The organism is Pseudomonas sp. NFACC42-2, from assembly GCF_900116055.1.
In the GTDB taxonomy this organism is placed as follows: domain Bacteria; phylum Pseudomonadota; class Gammaproteobacteria; order Pseudomonadales; family Pseudomonadaceae; genus Aquipseudomonas; species Aquipseudomonas marginalis.
Map to the genome: position 1 here is coordinate 23,420 of NZ_FOZO01000019.1, position 17,181 is coordinate 40,600.

At 63.8% G+C, this 17,181-nt stretch carries 16 protein-coding genes and 2 pseudogenes; 8 read left to right on the plus strand and 10 right to left on the minus strand.

Going from position 1 to position 17,181, the window contains the following annotated elements:
- The first annotated feature begins 38 nt into the window (after positions 1-38).
- Positions 39-1,358, plus strand: coding sequence for a prephenate-dependent tRNA uridine(34) hydroxylase TrhP (yegQ, locus tag BM416_RS24450; protein ID WP_092489746.1), 1,320 nt, complete (start codon positions 39-41; stop codon positions 1,356-1,358).
- Here the strand turns inward: yegQ and BM416_RS24455 are convergent.
- The 6 genes and pseudogenes from BM416_RS24455 to BM416_RS24475 form a co-directional block, all read right to left on the minus strand.
- Complete coding sequence (locus tag BM416_RS24455) at positions 1,355-2,563, minus strand: pyridoxal phosphate-dependent aminotransferase (protein WP_092489747.1); 1,209 nt, start codon at positions 2,561-2,563, stop codon at positions 1,355-1,357. The genes yegQ and BM416_RS24455 overlap by 4 nt on opposite strands.
- A complete protein-coding gene (locus BM416_RS24460; RefSeq protein ID WP_092489748.1) occupies positions 2,560-3,219 on the minus strand; it encodes an RraA family protein in 660 nt (219 codons plus the stop codon). The genes BM416_RS24455 and BM416_RS24460 overlap by 4 nt, the downstream gene beginning before the upstream one ends.
- Positions 3,216-3,884, minus strand: a complete 669-nt coding sequence (locus BM416_RS24465) for an RraA family protein (RefSeq protein WP_092489749.1) — start codon at positions 3,882-3,884, stop codon at positions 3,216-3,218. Before BM416_RS24465 ends, BM416_RS24460 begins: the two co-directional genes overlap by 4 nt.
- A gap of 101 nt (positions 3,885-3,985) precedes the next feature.
- Positions 3,986-4,807 carry a methyl-accepting chemotaxis protein gene (locus BM416_RS31270; protein ID WP_371856068.1) on the minus strand — a complete coding sequence of 274 codons (822 nt, stop codon included), beginning with the start codon at positions 4,805-4,807 and terminating at the stop codon, positions 3,986-3,988.
- Between the two features lie 36 nt (positions 4,808-4,843).
- Positions 4,844-5,665: pseudogene (locus BM416_RS31275) on the minus strand (cache domain-containing protein); the annotation flags it as partial.
- A 61-nt stretch (positions 5,666-5,726) separates the two neighbouring features.
- Positions 5,727-7,046, minus strand: coding sequence for a Na+/H+ antiporter family protein (locus tag BM416_RS24475; RefSeq protein ID WP_175539096.1), 1,320 nt, complete (start codon positions 7,044-7,046; stop codon positions 5,727-5,729).
- 1,380 nt (positions 7,047-8,426) lie between these two features.
- On the opposite strand from BM416_RS24475, the pseudogene BM416_RS31280 reads away from it, so the two are divergent.
- Both BM416_RS31280 and BM416_RS31285 read left to right on the plus strand, forming a co-directional pair.
- Positions 8,427-8,573, plus strand: a pseudogene (locus BM416_RS31280) (HAMP domain-containing protein); the annotation flags it as partial.
- Positions 8,574-8,675: 102 nt separating this feature from the next.
- Positions 8,676-9,431, plus strand: coding sequence for a methyl-accepting chemotaxis protein (locus BM416_RS31285; RefSeq protein ID WP_370671270.1), 756 nt, complete (start codon positions 8,676-8,678; stop codon positions 9,429-9,431).
- A gap of 68 nt (positions 9,432-9,499) precedes the next feature.
- Here BM416_RS31285 and BM416_RS24485 read toward each other — a convergent pair whose 3' ends face one another.
- The 4 genes from BM416_RS24485 to BM416_RS24500 are packed head-to-tail and all read right to left on the minus strand — an operon-like array spanning position 9,500 to position 12,097.
- Positions 9,500-10,819, minus strand: a complete 1,320-nt coding sequence (locus BM416_RS24485; protein WP_092489753.1) for a sensor histidine kinase — start codon at positions 10,817-10,819, stop codon at positions 9,500-9,502.
- Positions 10,816-11,484: a response regulator transcription factor gene (locus BM416_RS24490; RefSeq protein ID WP_027603141.1), complete on the minus strand. Its 669-nt coding sequence runs from the start codon at positions 11,482-11,484 to the stop codon at positions 10,816-10,818. Before BM416_RS24490 ends, BM416_RS24485 begins: the two co-directional genes overlap by 4 nt.
- Positions 11,484-11,795, minus strand: coding sequence for a PepSY domain-containing protein (locus BM416_RS24495; protein ID WP_027603140.1), 312 nt, complete (start codon positions 11,793-11,795; stop codon positions 11,484-11,486). Before BM416_RS24495 ends, BM416_RS24490 begins: the two co-directional genes overlap by 1 nt.
- Positions 11,795-12,097, minus strand: coding sequence for a PepSY domain-containing protein (locus BM416_RS24500; protein WP_027603139.1), 303 nt, complete (start codon positions 12,095-12,097; stop codon positions 11,795-11,797). Before BM416_RS24500 ends, BM416_RS24495 begins: the two co-directional genes overlap by 1 nt.
- Positions 12,098-12,291: 194 nt before the next feature.
- Here BM416_RS24500 and BM416_RS24505 point away from each other — a divergent pair, with 194 nt between their 5' ends.
- From BM416_RS24505 to BM416_RS24525, 5 genes are all read left to right on the plus strand, one after another.
- A complete protein-coding gene (locus BM416_RS24505) occupies positions 12,292-13,371 on the plus strand; it encodes a patatin-like phospholipase domain-containing protein (protein ID WP_092489754.1) in 1,080 nt (359 codons plus the stop codon).
- Between the two features lie 76 nt (positions 13,372-13,447).
- A complete protein-coding gene (queD, locus tag BM416_RS24510; RefSeq protein ID WP_003237990.1) occupies positions 13,448-13,804 on the plus strand; it encodes a 6-carboxytetrahydropterin synthase QueD in 357 nt (118 codons plus the stop codon).
- 96 nt (positions 13,805-13,900) lie between these two features.
- A complete protein-coding gene (locus BM416_RS24515; RefSeq protein ID WP_092489755.1) occupies positions 13,901-14,524 on the plus strand; it encodes an NUDIX hydrolase in 624 nt (207 codons plus the stop codon).
- A 190-nt stretch (positions 14,525-14,714) separates the two neighbouring features.
- Positions 14,715-15,977, plus strand: a complete 1,263-nt coding sequence (codB, locus tag BM416_RS24520) for a cytosine permease (protein ID WP_092489756.1) — start codon at positions 14,715-14,717, stop codon at positions 15,975-15,977.
- Positions 15,974-17,179 (plus strand): PucR family transcriptional regulator, encoded by a 1,206-nt coding sequence (locus tag BM416_RS24525; protein WP_092489757.1) that lies wholly within the window; start codon positions 15,974-15,976, stop codon positions 17,177-17,179. Before codB ends, BM416_RS24525 begins: the two co-directional genes overlap by 4 nt.
- Positions 17,180-17,181: the final 2 nt, after the last annotated feature.

The window sequence follows — 17,181 nt, forward strand, 5'->3', positions numbered from 1 at the left end:
GTTGGGCTACGCTCGCGGTCTTTTGCGATCCGATCCCCATGCCTCTCGTCCTTGCCCCCGAACTGCTCGCCCCCGCCGGCACCCTGAAAAACATGCGCTACGCCTTCGCCTACGGCGCCGATGCGGTCTACGCCGGCCAGCCGCGCTACAGCCTGCGGGTGCGCAACAACGAGTTCGACCACGCCAACCTGGCGCTCGGCATCCAGGAAGCCCACGCGCTGGGCAAGCGGTTCTACGTGGTGGTGAACATCGCGCCACACAATGCCAAGCTCAAGACCTTCCTCAAGGACCTCGCCCCGGTGATCGCCATGGGCCCGGATGCGCTGATCATGTCCGACCCTGGCCTGATCATGCTGGTGCGCCGGCACTTCCCGATGATGCCGATCCATCTGTCGGTGCAGGCCAATACGGTGAACTGGGCCAGCGTGGAGTTCTGGCAGCAGCAAGGGATTTGCCGGGTGATCCTGTCGCGGGAGCTGTCCCTGGAAGAAATCGGCGAGATTCGCCAGCAGGTGCCGGCCATGGAGCTGGAAGTGTTCGTCCACGGTGCCTTGTGCATGGCCTATTCCGGGCGCTGCCTGCTCTCGGGCTACATGAACAAACGTGATGCCAACCAGGGCACCTGCACCAATGCCTGCCGCTGGAAATACCAGGCCACCCCGGCGGTGGAAAACGCCACGGGCGATATAGTCCAGGTGTATCAACCGGAACCCACACTGGGGATCGGCGCGCCCACCGACCAGGTGTTCCTCCTGCAGGAAGCCAACCGCCCCGACGAGCAGATGCCCGCCTTCGAGGATGAACACGGCACCTACATCATGAACGCCAAGGACCTGCGCGCCGTGCAGCATGTGGAGCGCCTGACCCACATGGGCGTGCATTCGCTGAAGATCGAAGGCCGCACCAAATCGCATTTCTACTGCGCCCGCACGACCCAGGTGTACCGCCAGGCAATCGATGATGCGGTGGCCGGCCGTGCGTTTGACCGCAACTTGATGACCGACCTGGAATCCCTGGCCCAACGCGGCTACACCGAAGGTTTCCTGCGCCGCCACGTGCACGACGAATACCAGAATTACCAGAACGGCAGCTCAGTGTCCGAGCGCCAGCAGTTTGTCGGCGAATTGACCGGCGAGCGCCGCGGCGAGTTGGCCGAGGTCAAGGTGAAGAACCGCTTTGCCGTGGGTCATCACCTGGAACTGATGACCCCCGCCGGCAACTTCCACTTTGACCTGGCCAGCCTGCACAACGCCAAGGGCGAAGCCATCGATGTGGCGCCGGGGGATGGGCACACGGTGTATGTGCCCCTGCCGACCGAGATCGACCTGCGCTTCGGTTTGCTGATGCGCGACGTCTAACGGGTCGCAGCACAGAACCGGTGGATCGCCTCGCAGGCCTGGCGCAACGAGGCGTCGTCCAACGCGTAGGCGATGCGCAGGTACGGCGCCAGCCCGAACGCACTGCCGGGCACCACGGCCACGTGGGCTTCGTCGAGCAAGGCATCGGCCACGTCTTCGTCGGTGTGCAGCCGCTTGCCGGCCGGCGTGGTGCGGCCCAGCAGACCGGCGCAGGACGCAAAGGCATAGAACGCACCGTCCGGATTCATGCATTCCAGCCCCGGGCTGGCGTTCAGCAAGGCCACCACCAGGTCACGGCGCTGCTCGAATACCGCCCGTGACTGCTGGATAAAGTCCTGCGGGCCGGTCAATGCAGCAATCGCGGCCTGCTGGGAAATCGCACTGGCCCCCGACGTCTGCTGGCCCTGGAGTTTTTCCATGGCGGCCAGCAACCAGCGCGGGCCGGTGGCGAAGCCGATACGCCAGCCGGTCATGGCGTAGGCCTTGGACACGCCATTCATGGTCAGCACCCGTGGCGCCAGGCTCGGTTCGACGTGCGCCAGGGTGTGGAAGGTTTGCCCGCCGAACAGCAAGTGCTCGTAGATATCGTCCGCCAGTACCAGCACATGAGGATGTTTCAACAGCACCTGCGCCAAGGCCTGCAACTCCAGCCGGCTGTACACGGCGCCGGTCGGGTTGGACGGTGAGTTGAGGATCAGCCAGCGCGTGCGGGGGGTGATCGCCTGCTCCAGGGCTGCCGCGGTCAGCTTGAACCCCTGCTGGGCGGCGCACGGCAAAATCCTTGCGGTGCCGCCGCACAGTTCGACCATTTCCGGGTAGCTGACCCAATACGGCGCGGGCACGATCACCTCGTCGCCTGCATTCAAGGTGGCGGCCAGGGCGTTGTAGATCACATGCTTGCCGCCGTTGCTGACCAGGGTGTCCTGCCAAGTGACGTCCAAGCCGTTTTCGCGACGAAACTTCTGCGCCACCGCTTCACGCAATGCACGCACTCCGGCGACCTGGGTGTAACGCGTATGGCCGTTGCGGATCGCATCGATACCTGCCTGGCGGATGTGTTCCGGGGTGTCGAAATCCGGCTCCCCGGCACACAACGAGATGATGCTTGCGCCCTCGGCGCGGCGTGCGGCCACGCGGTCGATGATGCGGTAGGTGGCAGACGGTCGGGCCTGGGCCAGGCGCGTGTTCAGGCGTTCAATGGTCATGCGTCCTTCCTCTGCAAGGTGTGATAACCCAGGGACTCACGCGCCTGCTTGAGTGTCCTGCCGGCCTCGATCTGCGCGCGGATCCGGGCTTCCACCGCCTCGATCTGCCGGGCCGTACGCGCGACTTCCTCGGCACGGGCACGCGGCACCACCAGTACGCCATTGGCGTCGGCCACCACGATGTCCCTTGCACACACACGCGCGCCGCTGATCGCCACCGGCTGGTTCACCGCCAGCACTTCCACGCGGTCCTTGCCGGTGCGCATATAGCGGCCCTTGGTGAACAACGGGTAGCCGTCGCCGAGGGCTTTGCTGACATCCCGGCACACCCCGTCGATCACCGTAGCGGCAATGCCCCGGCTGCCTGCGTATTGGGTCATGATGTCGCCCCACACCGTGCAATCGCTGCGCCCGGCGTTGGCGATAACCACCACATCCCCCGGCAGCACGTCTTCGATAAAGTCACCGACCGAGCCCGGCGGCGTGCTCGCCGGGACGTATTGCACGGTAAACGCCGGGCCCACCACGATGCCCCGGTAGTTATCCAGCGGCGCGATGCCCAGGCATTGGCCGGCAATCCCGAGTTTATCCATGGCATCCGACACGCTCGGTGTATCGAGCCCGGCAAACAGGGCGACAAGGTGTTGATCGTTCATCGGGCAGGCTCCACGCGGATGGCTTCGAAGTGGCTGTCGTGCATCACATCGGCCACCGAGCGGCCGCTGCGCACGGCCTCGACCATGCCGGCTTCACGGGCGGCGATGCGCTCCGCCAGGTCCAACACCTGCTCGATAACGGCAGCGGGGATGAACACCGTGCCGCAGCGGTCGGCAATCACGAAGTCGTCCTCCGACACGTTCACACCGCCCACGCTGACAGTGACGCCGGAATCGACCTGCACCACCCGGTTGCGCGCGCTGATCATGGTCACGCCACGGCCATAGACCGGGTAGCCGATGGACGCACTGCCGTCGATGTCGCGACTGCAACCGTCGATCACCGAGCCACGAATGCGCCTGGCCACGGCGGCATTGGCGATGATGTCGCCCCAGCAGGAGATACCCTCCAGCCCACCGGCGATCACCAGCACACGATCATCGGTGGTGATCGCGTCGATCACCGGGGAAATCAGGTGCACGGCGGGCGCGGCGTCAGTCTTGGGCCCCAGCTTGACCGTGCTGGCCCGGCCCACCACCTTGGGGCAGTCCCACAACGGGCGGATGCCCACCACTGCCCCCGGCAGTTGCAGGAAATCCAGTGCGTCGGAGACCGTATTGGTGTCGAGTTCAGCCAGGCGCTGAAGCGGGTCGGGAAGTGGCATGAGGTGAGCCCCTGTGGTGAGTGGGGCTCAAGTCTCACTGAGGGGCGGTGATAGGTATATTCGTATTAACGGTGGATAACCATATGCTCAACCTATGAGGATCAGATCCTGAACTGGCCGACCAATTGGCCCAAGCGTTGGCCCAGGTCCGCCAGACTGCGCGAGGTCTGGGCGCCCAACTGGGTTTCATCGGCCACGCTGTCCACCGCCACGGCGATCTGATGCACGCTGCGGTTGATCTCTTCGGCGACGGCGGTCTGTTCTTCGGCGGCGCTGGCAATCTGCGCGTTCATCGAGTTGATGGTGCCGATCAACTGGGCCATGGTGTCCAGGGACGCCCCGGCTTCGTTGGCCTTGGCCGAGGTGCCGTCGCCGGCATCGCTGGAGCGGCGCATGGCATCCACGGCCGCCTCGGTGCCTTTTTGCAGGCGGTCGATCATGCCCTGGATTTCCTGGGTGCTGGTTTGCGTGCGGCTGGCCAGGGCACGCACCTCGTCGGCGACCACGGCAAAACCGCGCCCGGCCTCCCCTGCCCGCGCGGCCTCGATCGCCGCGTTGAGGGCCAGCAGGTTGGTTTGTTCGGCAATCGAGCGGATCACGCCGAGCACGCTGACAATCGACGACACGTCCTGCTGCAGGCTGTCGAGGGACACACCGCTGCTGCGGATGTCATTCACCAGCGCATGGATCTGCGCGATGCTGCCGTCCACCACGCGCTTGGCGGCCTGGCCTTCGGCGTCGGTCTGTTGCGCGGCCACCGAAGCGCCTTGGGCACTGCGCGCCACTTCTTGCGCTGCGGAGGACATCTGGTTGATGGCGGTGGCCACCTGGTCGGTCTCGTGACGCTGGCGTTCCATGGCCTGCTCCGAGCGCTGGGCCTGGTCGGACACCTGGCTGACCAGGCCGGTGAGTTGGGTGGTCATCTCGGTGATCTGGCGCACCAGGCCGTGGATCTTGTCGACAAAGCGGTTGAACGCGCCAGCCAGGTCGCCCAGCTCGTCCTGGCTGGTGATGGCCAGGCGGCGGGTCAAATCGCCTTCACCGGCAGCAATGTCGTCGAGGTTGGCTTTCATCAGATGCAGCGGGCGCAGCATGGTGTTGGCCAGCAGCATGCCGGCAGCGGCGATCACCAGCAACACCACCACGGCCACGCCGAGGATGCTCAGCAGCACGCCTTCCATGCGCGTTTTCACTTTGGCTTCGACCACCGCCACCTGGGCTTCGATGCCATCCAGGTTCACCGAGGTGCCGATGACCATGTCCCACTTGGGCAGGTATTCGGTGTAGCCCATCTTGGGCACCAGTTCGGTCTGGCCGGGCTGGGTCGAGCTGTATTGCAGGTAGTGGGTGCCGTCCTTGCCGACCTTGACCAGGTCGCGGTTGACGTAGACACCGTTGGGATCACGGTTGTCCTTGAAGCTCTTGCCCACGCCGTCGGGGCTGTTGCCTTTGAACAGGCGGATGGTCTCGGAGTCGTAGCCGAAGAAGTAACCGTCCTTGCCATAGCTGGTGTTGGACAGCAGCTTGACCACCTCGGCCCGCGCCGCCGTATCGCCGGGGGCGGCCGCGTCATAGAGCGGCTTGATGGTGGTCATGGCCACTTCCACATAACTTTGCAGGGTGGCCTTGGCGTTGTTGAGCAGGCGCTGGCGGGTTTCATCCACCTCATTGCGCGCCTGGCCCTGGAGGATCCACACGGTGGTCAGGCTGATGACCACGGCGAACAGCAACACCGGCACAACGGCGAGGGACAGGACTTTGGCCTTCAGGCTCAGACGCATGGCTTTTCTCTCTTATTGGGCGACTTGAGAGGTTATCGGCCAGAGCCGGTGAATCTGTAGATCAGAGCGTCATCGCCGCCAACCAGCCAAACGCCAGCAATGGGAGGTTGTAGTGCAGGAACGTCGGCACCACGGTGTCCCAGATATGGTGATGCTGGCCGTCGATATTCAGGCCGGAGGTCGGGCCGAGGGTGGAGTCCGAGGCAGGCGAACCGGCATCACCCAGCGCCCCGGCGGTACCGACGATGCACACGATAGCCAGCGGGCTGAAGCCCAGTTGCACACACAGCGGCACGAAAATCGCCGCCAGGATCGGCACCGTGGAAAACGACGAGCCGATGCCCATGGTCACCAGCAGCCCCACCAGCAACATCAACAACGCCCCCACCCCACGGCTATGGCCGATGAAAGCCGCCGAGGTTTCCACCAGCGAACGCACGTCGCCGGTAGCCTTGAGCACTTCGGCAAAGCCTGACGAGGCGATCATGATGAAGCCGATCATCGCCATCATCTTCATGCCTTCGGTAAACAGTTCGTCGGTGTCGCGCCAGCGCACGATGCCCGAGATCGAGAAGATCAGGAACCCGGCCAGGGCACCGATGATCATCGAGTCCAGCCACAACTGGATGATGAACGCCGAGGCAATCGCCAGGCCGGCCACCAGCAGGGTCAGCGGGTTGTACTGCACCGCCACTTGCTCGACCCGTTCGATTTTCTCCAGGTCATACACGCGCTTCTTGCGGTAGCTGATAAACACCGCCACCAGCAGCCCGACCACCATGCCCAGCGCCGGCAGGCTCATGGCGTGGGTGACGTTGACCTGGCTGATGTCCACGCCGCTCTTGGCCACGTTGGCCAGCAGGATCTGGTTGAGGAAGATATTGCCGAAGCCCACCGGCAGGAACATGTACGGCGTGATCAGGCCGAAGGTCATCACACAGGCGATCAGGCGGCGGTCCAACTGCAATTTGGTCAGCACATACAGCAGCGGTGGCACCAGCAACGGGATAAACGCGATATGGATCGGCAGGATGTTCTGCGACGCAATCGCGACCACCCACAGCAGGCCGATCAGCAACCATTTGACGTGGTTGCCGCCGCTGGCTTCCTGACGGTCGACCAGCAGCAAGGCCTTGTCCGCCAGGGCGTGGGCCAGGCCGGACTTGGCAATCGCCACGGCGAAAGCGCCGAGCAAGGCGTAGGACAAGGCCACGGTCGCCCCCCCTCCCAAGCCACCGTTGAACGCCTTGAGCGTGGCCTCGATGCCCAGGCCACCGGTCAGGCCGCCCACCAGGGCGCCGACAATAATGGCGATGACCACATGCACGCGGGACAGGCTGAGCACCAGCATGGTGCCGACCGCGGCGATGACTGCGTTAATCATGGTTACCTCAAGCAGAAACATAAAAACAGGCATGCCCGCGCCCGGGCGGCCATCGGATGGCAGCCGGCGTGCAGGCTTGAAGGAGGTCTTATTAGAGGGCGCGCACTGTGCAGCAGGTCGCGCCCCATGTCAAAAAGCGGCGCCGCTTTCAGGTTTAAATTGATCGTTTGAATAAAGAAAATTCCAGATCGGCCGATAACCGGGCTCTATGTGTTTTCAGGTAAGGATGTGCCGATGTCCCTCAGACAGCTCTCCATTCAATGGAAAATCACCCTGCTCGCCGGCCTGTGCCTGCTGGGGATCGTGACCCTGCTGGTGGGTTTGTCGTTGTACCGCATGGCGCAGAGTTCCGAGCAGGTCAAGGCTTCCAGCATGCAGATGCTCGATGAAGCGGCCCAGGCTCGCATCGAGGCCCAAGGTGAGGTGCAGGCCGCGGGCATCCGCCGGCAATTCATGGACGCCTATCAATATGGGCACGGGTTTTCCCGCCAGGTCCTGTTCCTGCGTGAGCAAGCCGAAAAACGCTTCCTCGACGCCTTCGACACCCGCGAAGACCTGACCCGCCAGGTCAAGGCCGCCCTGCAGGCCAACCCGGAACTGCTGGGGCTGTCCCTGGTCTTCGAAGCCAATGCGCTGGATGGCAAGGATGAGTTGTTCGCTGGCCAGGCGGAGCTGGGCAGTAATGACAAGGGCCGCTTCGCCCTGTACTGGTCGCAGCCAACACCAGGCACGTTGACCTCGATGGCACTGCCGGAAAGCGACATGTCCGACACCCGCGTCGGCCCCAGCGGCGAACCGGCCAACGCCTGGTTCACCTGCCCGCGCAGCACCCTCAAGCCGTGTGTGATCGAACCGTACTTTTATGTGATCGATGGGCAAAACGTGCTGATGACCAGCATCGTGTTTCCGTTGACGGTCAATGGCAAGGTGATCGCTTCGCTGTCGGTGGACATCAACCTCAACAGCCTGCAGGCCGTGAGCCAGCAGGCCAGCCAGAAGCTGTATGACGGCCAGACCCAGGTCAGCATCCTCAGCCCCACCGGTTTGCTTGCCGGCTACAGCGCGGACGCCAGCCAGTTGAGCAAACGCCTGGATCAGGTCGATATGCAAAACGGCGCACAATTGATCAGCGCCCTGGCCGGCGGGACACAGACCCGCAGCCTGCGCACCGACCATCAACTCAAGGTGCTGGCGCCGTTCGCGCCGATTCCCGACGGCAAGCCATGGGGCGTGTTGCTGGATGTGCCGGAAAAAGTCCTGGTGGGGCCGGCTGAAGCACTGAAGACCCAGATGGACGCCGATAATACCCGCGGCACCCTGCTGGAATTGAGCCTGGGCCTGCTGGCCGCCGTGATCGGCCTGATCCTGGTCTGGCTGATGGCCCGCAGCGTGACCCGACCAATCCTCGGCGTGGCCCATATGCTTGAAGACATCGCCAGCGGCGAAGGCGACCTGACCCGCCGCCTGGCGTATGACAAACAGGACGAACTGGGCCAGCTCGCCGGCTGGTTCAACCGTTTCCTCGACAAGCTGCAACCCATCATTGCCGAAGTCAAACGCTCGGTGCAGGACGCCCGTGGCACCGCCGACCAGTCCGCCGCGATTGCGACGGAAACCAGCGCCGGCATGGAGCAGCAGTACCGCCAGGTCGACCAGGTGGCCACCGCCTCCCACGAAATGAGCGCCACCGCCCAGGACGTGGCCCGCAGCGCCGCCCAGGCGGCCCAGGCCGCACGGGATGCCGACCAGGCCACCCGCGATGGCCTGACAGTGATCGACCGCACCACCACCAACATCGGCCAACTGGCGGCCGATATGAGCACCGCCATGGCCCAGGTCGAAGGCCTGTCCGCCAACAGCGAGAAGATCGGCTCCGTGCTCGAAGTGATTCGCGGCATCGCCGAGCAAACCAACCTGCTGGCGCTCAACGCGGCAATCGAAGCCGCCCGCGCCGGCGAGGCCGGCCGCGGGTTTGCCGTGGTCGCCGACGAGGTACGCAACCTGGCACGGCGTACCCAGGAGTCGGTGGAGGAAACCCGCCTTGTGATCGAGCAATTGCAAAGCGGTACCGAAGAGGTCGTCGGCTCCATGGGCAACAGCTATCGCCAGGCCCAGGGCAGTGTCGAACAGGTCGGCGAGGCCGTTACCGCCCTGCGCCAGATCGGCGATGCGGTCACGGTGATCAGCGACATGAACCTGCAAATCGCCAGCGCCGCCGAAGAGCAAAGCGCGGTGGCCGAAGAGATCAACCACAATGTGGCGACCATTCGCGATGTGACCGAGTCGTTGTCGGAACAGGCCAATGAGTCGGCGCGGGTGAGCCAGGCGTTGAACAGTCTGGCGAATCAGCAGCAGGGGTTGATGGACCAGTTCCGCGTCTGAGGGTCGAAGACAAGTCTAATGTGGGGGGGCCACAGAAAGCCCCTTCCCACATGTTGATCTACGGTGTCTCAGCCATGGCGCTTGGGTAATTCGATCAGCGCCTTGAGCCCGCCCAGTTCGCTGTCCTGCAACTGCAACACCCCGCCCCAGACCTCGGCAATATCGCGCACGATCCCCAACCCCAGGCCATGGCCGTCGATCTGTTCGTCCAGGCGTGCACCACGGCTGAAGACCTGGTCACGCTGGGCCTCGGGAATGCCGGGACCGTCATCTTCCACCGCCAGCAGGTAAGCGTGCGGCGTCTCGCTGACGCTCACGCGCACCTCCGCATCCGCCCATTTGCAGGCGTTGTCCAGCAGGTTGCCGAGCAGCTCCAGCAAATCCTCGCGGTCCCAGGGCAATTGCAGTCCCGGCGCGACGTGGTAGCTGAGGTCCAGGTGTTCGCCATGGATCATGTTCAAGGTGGCAAGCAGGCCGGGCAGTTCTTGTTCACAGTCGAACAAGGCACCCGGCAGGGTTTCGCCGGCCAGCCGGGCGCGATTGAGTTCACGGTTGAGGCGTTGCTGCACCTGCTCCAATTGTTCGCGCAGCAGTTTGCTCAGTTCGGGGTGATCCTTGAGCGCCTCGCTCGAGGCGGCGCTCAACAGCACCGCCAGCGGGGTTTTCAGCGCATGCCCAAGGTTGCCGAGGGCATTGCGCGAACGCTTGAGGCTGTCTTCGGTGTGGGCCAGCAGGTGGTTGATCTGGGCGACCAGCGGTTCCAGTTCCAGCGGCACCTGGGTGTCGAGTTGCGAGCGTTGGCCTTGTTGCAGTTGGGCGATCTGGTTACGCGCGTTTTCCAGCGGGCGCAAGGCGCGACGTACGGTGACTCGCTGCAAAAACAACACCAGCAGCAGTGCCGCCAGCCCCAACACCAGGCCGATCCGACGCATCAGGCGAAAACTTTCCCGCACCGGCGTGTAGTCCTGGGCCACGCTGATGGAAATCGATTGGCCAAAGCGTTTGTAGTCCGAACGCAGGACCAGCAATTGCTGGCCTTCGGGGCCCAATTGCAGGTTGCCCTTGAGCCCGGCCTCCGGCAGTCGGGGCAATTCCTGGTCCCACAGCGAACGGGAACGCCAGTGAGTGTCGGCAAAATCGATACGGAAGTAATGCCCGGAAAACGGCCGCTGGTAGGCCGGCGACAGGCGCTGCTCATCCAGTTGCACACCGTTGGGCCCGCGTACCAGGGCGACCAGCAGGTTCTCGGCATCGTTGCGCAACCCGGCTTCCAGGTAGCGTTGCAAACCGGCCTCGAACAACCACAGGCTGGTTTGCGCCAGCACCACGCCGACGATCACCATCACGCTGATCAGGCCCAGGCTCAGGCGGCGCTGAATCGACTTCATGCAGGGCTGGCGCCAAACCGGTAACCCTGGCCGCGCCGGGTTTCGATCACGCTGCGGCCGAGTTTGCGGCGCAGGTGGTTGACGTGCACTTCCAGCACGTTGGAGTCGCGCTCGGTCTCGCCGTCGTACAGGTGCTCGGCCAGGTGGCTTTTCGAGAGGATCTGTTCGGGGTGCAGCATGAAGTAGCGCAACAGGCGAAATTCTGCGGCGGTCAGCTGGATCTCGTCGCCATCGCGCAGCACGCACTGGCGGCCTTCGTCCAGGTGCAGGCCGGCAGCCTGCAAGGTGGGTTGGTTGGCCTGCCCGTGGGAGCGGCGCAACAGCGCCTGGATGCGCAGGTGCAGCTCTTCGGGGTGAAAGGGTTTGCTCAGGTAATCGTCGGCACCGGCCTTGAGCCCTTCGATACGCTCGGCCCAGGAATCGCGGGCGGTGAGGATCAACACCGGGGTGGCCAGCGCAGCGGCGCGCCATTGCGCCAGCACCTCAAGGCCGGGCAAACCGGGCAGGCCGAGGTCGAGGATGATCAGGTCGTAGGGTTCGCTGCGGCCCTGATACGCGGCGTCACGGCCGTCGGCCAGCCAGTCGACGGCATAACCCTGGCGCTGCAGGCCGGCCAGCAGTTCATCGGCCAGGGGTACGTTGTCTTCCACCAGGAGCAGGCGCATCAGTCTTCCTCATCTTTGATCAGTACACCGTTGGTGGCGTCGAGTTTGATCTCGCGCACCACGCCGTCGGTGGTCACCAGTTCCACTTCGTAGGCATATTGGCCGTGCTTTTTCTCAAGCTCGGCTTCCAGCAGGCGCGAGCCGGGATACCGCGCCATGGCCTGCTGCAACAGTTGCTCCAGGGGCAGGATCACACCCTGCTGGCGCAGCGCCAAGGCTTCGTCCTGGTTGAGGTCGCGGGCCTGCAAGCCTGAGCAGAACACCACCAGCACCAACGCCACTCGACTGCCGGCGCGTAAATTTACCTTCATTACGTATCCTGATGATTCTTGAGAACCTGCCCGGTGAGCGCGTCCAATTCGACCTCCCATTCAATGCCGTCGGCATCTTGCAGTTCGACTTCATAGACATACTTGCCGTAAGCCTCGTCCAGGTCGGTGTCCAGCAGCGTTGAACCGGGGTGCAGGGCCTGGGCTGTGGCTTCGAGCTGGTCGAACGCGACAATTGTAACAGTGGCGGGCACGGTCAGTGGTTTGTCGGGGTCCACGGCTCCGGCCTGGGTCGCCGTGGAGGCGATGATAGCGGCGGCGACCAGAGCAGTGAGGCGTTTCATGATGAGTCTCCGTTACACGATGTTTTTCCTACACCGGCCACGGTAGCGGCTGCAACTTAACTGAAACTGAATTGCCACCATGGCAATTTCCAGCAGCCGCGACAGGCTACGATGCTTATTCAGGATTCACGCGGTATCGTTAGCGTTTTTCGCGAGCACGCTTGCACCTGCACCTCGCTTCAACAGAGACCGGTATGACAGCCATCCACATCAAGTTCCCCGCCCTGACCCTCAAGGCCGGCAAACGCGCCTTTGCGCGCATTCGCGAACAGGGCCTCAAGCCCGCGGATGTCGGCATCCTTCCCGGAGCGGCCGGCGGCCCCAAGGCGTTGGGGATCCAGGGCCTGGACCTGGCGCTGTTCGGCGACTGGCTGCCGCGCGCGCCGCGGGAGCGGGCGTTGATCGGCGCATCGATCGGTTCCTGGCGGTTTGCCAGCGCCTGCCTGCCCGACCCGGTGCAAGGCCTGCGGGACCTCGGCCGCCTGTACAACGAACAACGCTTTGCCAAAGGCGTGACCATGGCCGAAGTCAGCCGCAGCTGCCAGCGCATGCTCGACGACCTGCTGGCCGGCCGCGATGCGCGGGTACTGGACAACCCCGACTACCGACTGAACATCATGGTGGTCAAGAGCCACGGCCTACTCGCCGATGACCACCGCGGGCGCCTGGGTTTGGGCCTGTCCTCGGTGATTGCCGACAACCTGCGCGGCCGTGCACGGCTGGCGCGGCATTTCGAGCGGCTGATCATCCACGACCCACGCCAGGCACCGCCGGTGCACCCGCTGAAGGATTTCCCCTCGCGCTTCCTTGCGCTGGACATGGGCAACCTGCGCCAGGCGCTGCTGGCGTCCGGATCGATCCCCATGGTGATGCAAGGCGTGCGCGACCTGCCCGGAGCCGGCACCGGCACTTATCGCGACGGCGGCCTGCTGGACTACCACCTCGACCTGCCCTACCACGGCGACGACATCGTGCTGTACCCGCACTTCACCGACCGGGTCATCCCCGGCTGGTTCGACAAGGGCCTGCCATGGCGGCGCAGCAACCCGCACGGCTTGCAGGATGTGTTGCTGCTGGCGCCGTCCAAGGACTACCTGGCCCGCCTGCCCCACGGCAAACTGCCGGACCGCAGCGACTTCAAGCGCTTCATGGGCGACGATCCGAGCCGCAACAAGTACTGGCAAACCGCGATGAGCGAGAGCCGGCGGCTGGGGGATGAGTTTCTGCAACTGGCCGATAACGGTGGCCTGGGCGAGCGCTTGCAGGCGCTTTGACCCAGCGGTATGCGCGGCATGGGATCAAGCTGTTAAACTCGCCGCCTGCCAGATACCTGACCGAGCTGAAAATACCGTGGAAATCTTCAAAGAGTTTACCTTCGAGTCCGCCCACCGCCTGCCCCACGTACCGGAAGGCCACAAGTGCGGGCGCCTGCATGGGCATTCGTTCAAGGTGGCGATCCACCTGAGTGGCGACCTGGATCCCCATACCGGCTGGATTCGTGACTTCTCGGAGATCAAGGCGATTTTCAAGCCGCTCTACGAACGCCTCGACCACAACTACCTCAATGACATCCCAGGCCTGGAAAACCCCACCAGCGAAGTGCTGGCCAAGTGGATCTGGACTGAACTCAAGCCGCTGCTGCCGGAGCTCAGTGCGATCCGTATCCACGAGACCTGCACCAGTGGCTGCATCTATCGCGGCGAGTAAGCCTGCGCTGTTAAAAAACCACCCTTGCGGTGGTTTTTTTGTGCATCCCGTAGCACCCTTCCACCCTTGCCTTTCTTCGCGACCGAGGAGATGTCCATGGAAACTACCTGGCTGGCCCAGGCCAAACGCTTGCAGGCATTGGCCTCCACAGGACTGCACTTTTGCACCGATGATTTCGAGCGCGAACGCCTGGAAGAAATCGCCGAGATTGCCCACAGCATGCTGGCACAGCTGGGCAACGTACCGTTGGAGCGCATCACCGGGCTGGTGTCGGATTTCGCCCAGCGCTATTCGACGCCGATGATCGACGTACGTGGCGCGGTGATCGAGGGTGAGCGGATTCTGCTGGTGCGCGAGGCCACCGACGGTTGCTGGGCGCTGCCCGGTGGTTATGCCGATATCGGGTTGTCGGCGGCGGAAAACATCATCAAGGAAATTCGCGAGGAAGCCGGCCTGAGCGTTACTGCGCGTGCACTGTATAGCGTCACCCACAAGGCCAAGGGGCTGTACCGGCCGGATGTGCGGGATTTCTACAAGTTGTATTTCCTGTGTGACCGGGTGGATCAACTGGCGCCGGTGGCCGGGTTCGAGACCACCGAGGTGGGCTTTTTCAGCCTGGACGAGCTGCCGCCGCTGTCCCGTGGGCGCACCATCGAAAGTGATCTGGAGGCGGCGTTCGCCTTTCATCGCGGCGAGACCACGCAGACGCTGTTCGACTGATCCAATTTGTATCACTGCTGCACCGCTTTCGTGCCCGCCTGGGCACAACGAACACTCCCGCCTGCATTCCCCACCTGTTTGGCTATAAATACTGTGCACGGTGCACAGTGGCGACCGTGCGCCTGTCACTGCCGGTGATTTGGCACGCCCGGTGCAACAGGCCTGCGTCACTCATTCAGGGAGCACGCACATGACGCAGCAAGAACCGGGCAACGATTACCCCTTAAGCGAAGTCCCCATGCATGCGCGCAAAGGCCTGGCGTCGACCGCCATGGTGCTGCTGGGCTTTACCTTTTTTACAGCGACCATGTTTGCCGGCGGCAAGCTCGGGGTGGCGTTCAGTTTCACCGAGATGCTCGGCGTGGTGGCCCTGGGTAACCTGCTGTTGGGTATCTACGCCGCAGGCCTGGGTTACATCGCGTTCAAAAGCGGGTTGAACTCAGTGTTGATGGGCCGCTTCTGCTTTGGCGAGGTGGGCAGCAAGCTCAGTGACTTGATCCTCGGGTTCACCCAGATCGGCTGGTACGCCTGGGGCACCGCCACGGCGGCCGTGGTGCTGGGCAAGTATTTCGAGTTGAGCCAGGGCAGCGTGCTGGCATTGATGGTGCTGTTCGGCCTGGTGTTTTGCGCCACGGCCTACGTGGGCTATCGCGGGCTGGAGCTTCTTTCCTACATCGCGGTGCCGGCCATGGGCCTGTTGCTGTTGCTGTCGATGTGGGTCGCCACGGTGAAAGTCGGCGGGCTGGATGGGCTGCTGGCGGTGGTACCGACCGGCGAGCTGGATATGTCCACCGCGATCACCCTGGTGTTCGGTACGTTCGTCAGCGGCGCCACCCAGGCTACCAACTGGACGCGGTTTTCCCGCTCGGCCAAGGTCGCGGTGCTGGCCAGCCTGATCGGGTTCTTTATCGGCAATGGTTTGATGGTGCTGATCGGCGCCTATGGCGCGATCGTCTACCAACAGCCCGACGTGGTCGAAGTGTTGCTGCTGCAAGGCTTCGCCATGGCGGCAATGGCCATGTTGCTGCTCAATATCTGGAGCACCCAGGACAACACCATCTACAACTTCGCCGTGGCCGGTTGCAACCTGCTGCGCACCAAGCGCCGCAAAACCGTGACCTTGGCGGGTGCGGTGATCGGCACCCTGCTGGCTTTGCTGGGTATGTACGACATGCTGGTGCCGTACCTGATCCTGCTGGGCACGGTGATTCCGCCGATTGGCGGGGTGATCATGGCGGACTTCTTCTACCGCTGGCGCGGCCACTACCCGCGCCTGGCGGATGCGCGCCTGCCAGCCTTCAACTGGGCCGGGCTGGTGGCGTACGCGGTGGGTACCGTGCTGGCGTTCAACTCGCCATGGGTCGCGCCGTTGGTGGGCATCGCTGCCGCGTCGCTGACCTACGTCGCGCTCACCGCCGTGCTGCGCGTGCCTTTGGCTGATGCCCGGGCATGAGCCTGACCATTGCGGATGTACTGGCGTTGCGGGGGCTGGAATCCATGCGCCTGCGCGCCGGCGCTGCCGCCCTGGATAGCGTCGTGCGTTGGCCTTATGTGGCGGAAAACAGCGGGATCGCCGAGTGGGTGCTGGGCGGTGAATTGGTGTTCGTCACCGGCATCAACCACCCACGGGATGAGGCCAACCTCCTGCAACTGCTGGACGAAGCCTGCCAGCGTCAAGTGGCCGGGTTGGTGATCCTGACGGGAGCGGCGTATATCCAGGCGATTCCCCAGCGCTTGCTCGACGCCGCCGAAGCCGCCGGCATGCCGCTGATCGAGCAGCCCTATTCGCTGAAAATGGTGCTGGTGACCCAGGCAATTGGTTCGGCGCTGATCCAGTCCGAGCAACTGGGACGCTCGCGACACGACGTGCTGGAGCGCTTGCTGAGCGGGGATTATCAATCCCTGGATTTGCTGCTGCATCGGGCCGTGCAATTGAATATGCCACTGGCCGGGCATTGGCAGGTCGCCCAACTGCAATTGGAAGGCAGTGAGCTGCTGTTTGCCCAGGGGGACGCGGCACAGGTGGAGGCACAGCTGGCGCGGCAACACGACGCTATCAGCCGGCGCTTGCGTCAATTATCGGCGGTACTGCCGGTACTGGGGCGCGCCGGACAATGGACCCTGCTGCTGCCGACACCGGATGCCGTCACGGCCTTGGCCAACCGCCAGCAACTGGCCAACTGGCTGAATCCGCTCAACCTGCGCCTGGCGCCGCTGAAATTGTTTATCGGCCTGAGCGCCGCTGCACACCCACCCGCGCGCCTGGCCCAGGCGCAAGACGAAGCACGCCAGGCATTGGTGGCGGCACGACGCTTCAGCGAGCGTGCCGGGCTGTGCGTGTATGACGAACTCGGCGTGCTCAAGCTGCTCAGCGGTGTGCGTGATCGCGCCCTGCTCGACCAGTTCCTCAATGAACGCCTGGGCCCGCTGCTGCGTCACGACCTGCACCACGGGCCCAGCCTGATGCCGACCCTGGAAGCCTGGTTTCACGAGAATGGTAACCTTGTGGCTGCCGCCCAACGCCTGGCCTTGCACCGCAATACCCTGACACACCGTGTCCAGCGCATCGAGGCCCTGTGCGGTCTGACACTGGATAACGCTTATGACCGCCTGGACATCGGCATCGCCCTGATGATCTGGCGGCTGTCTGCCTGATT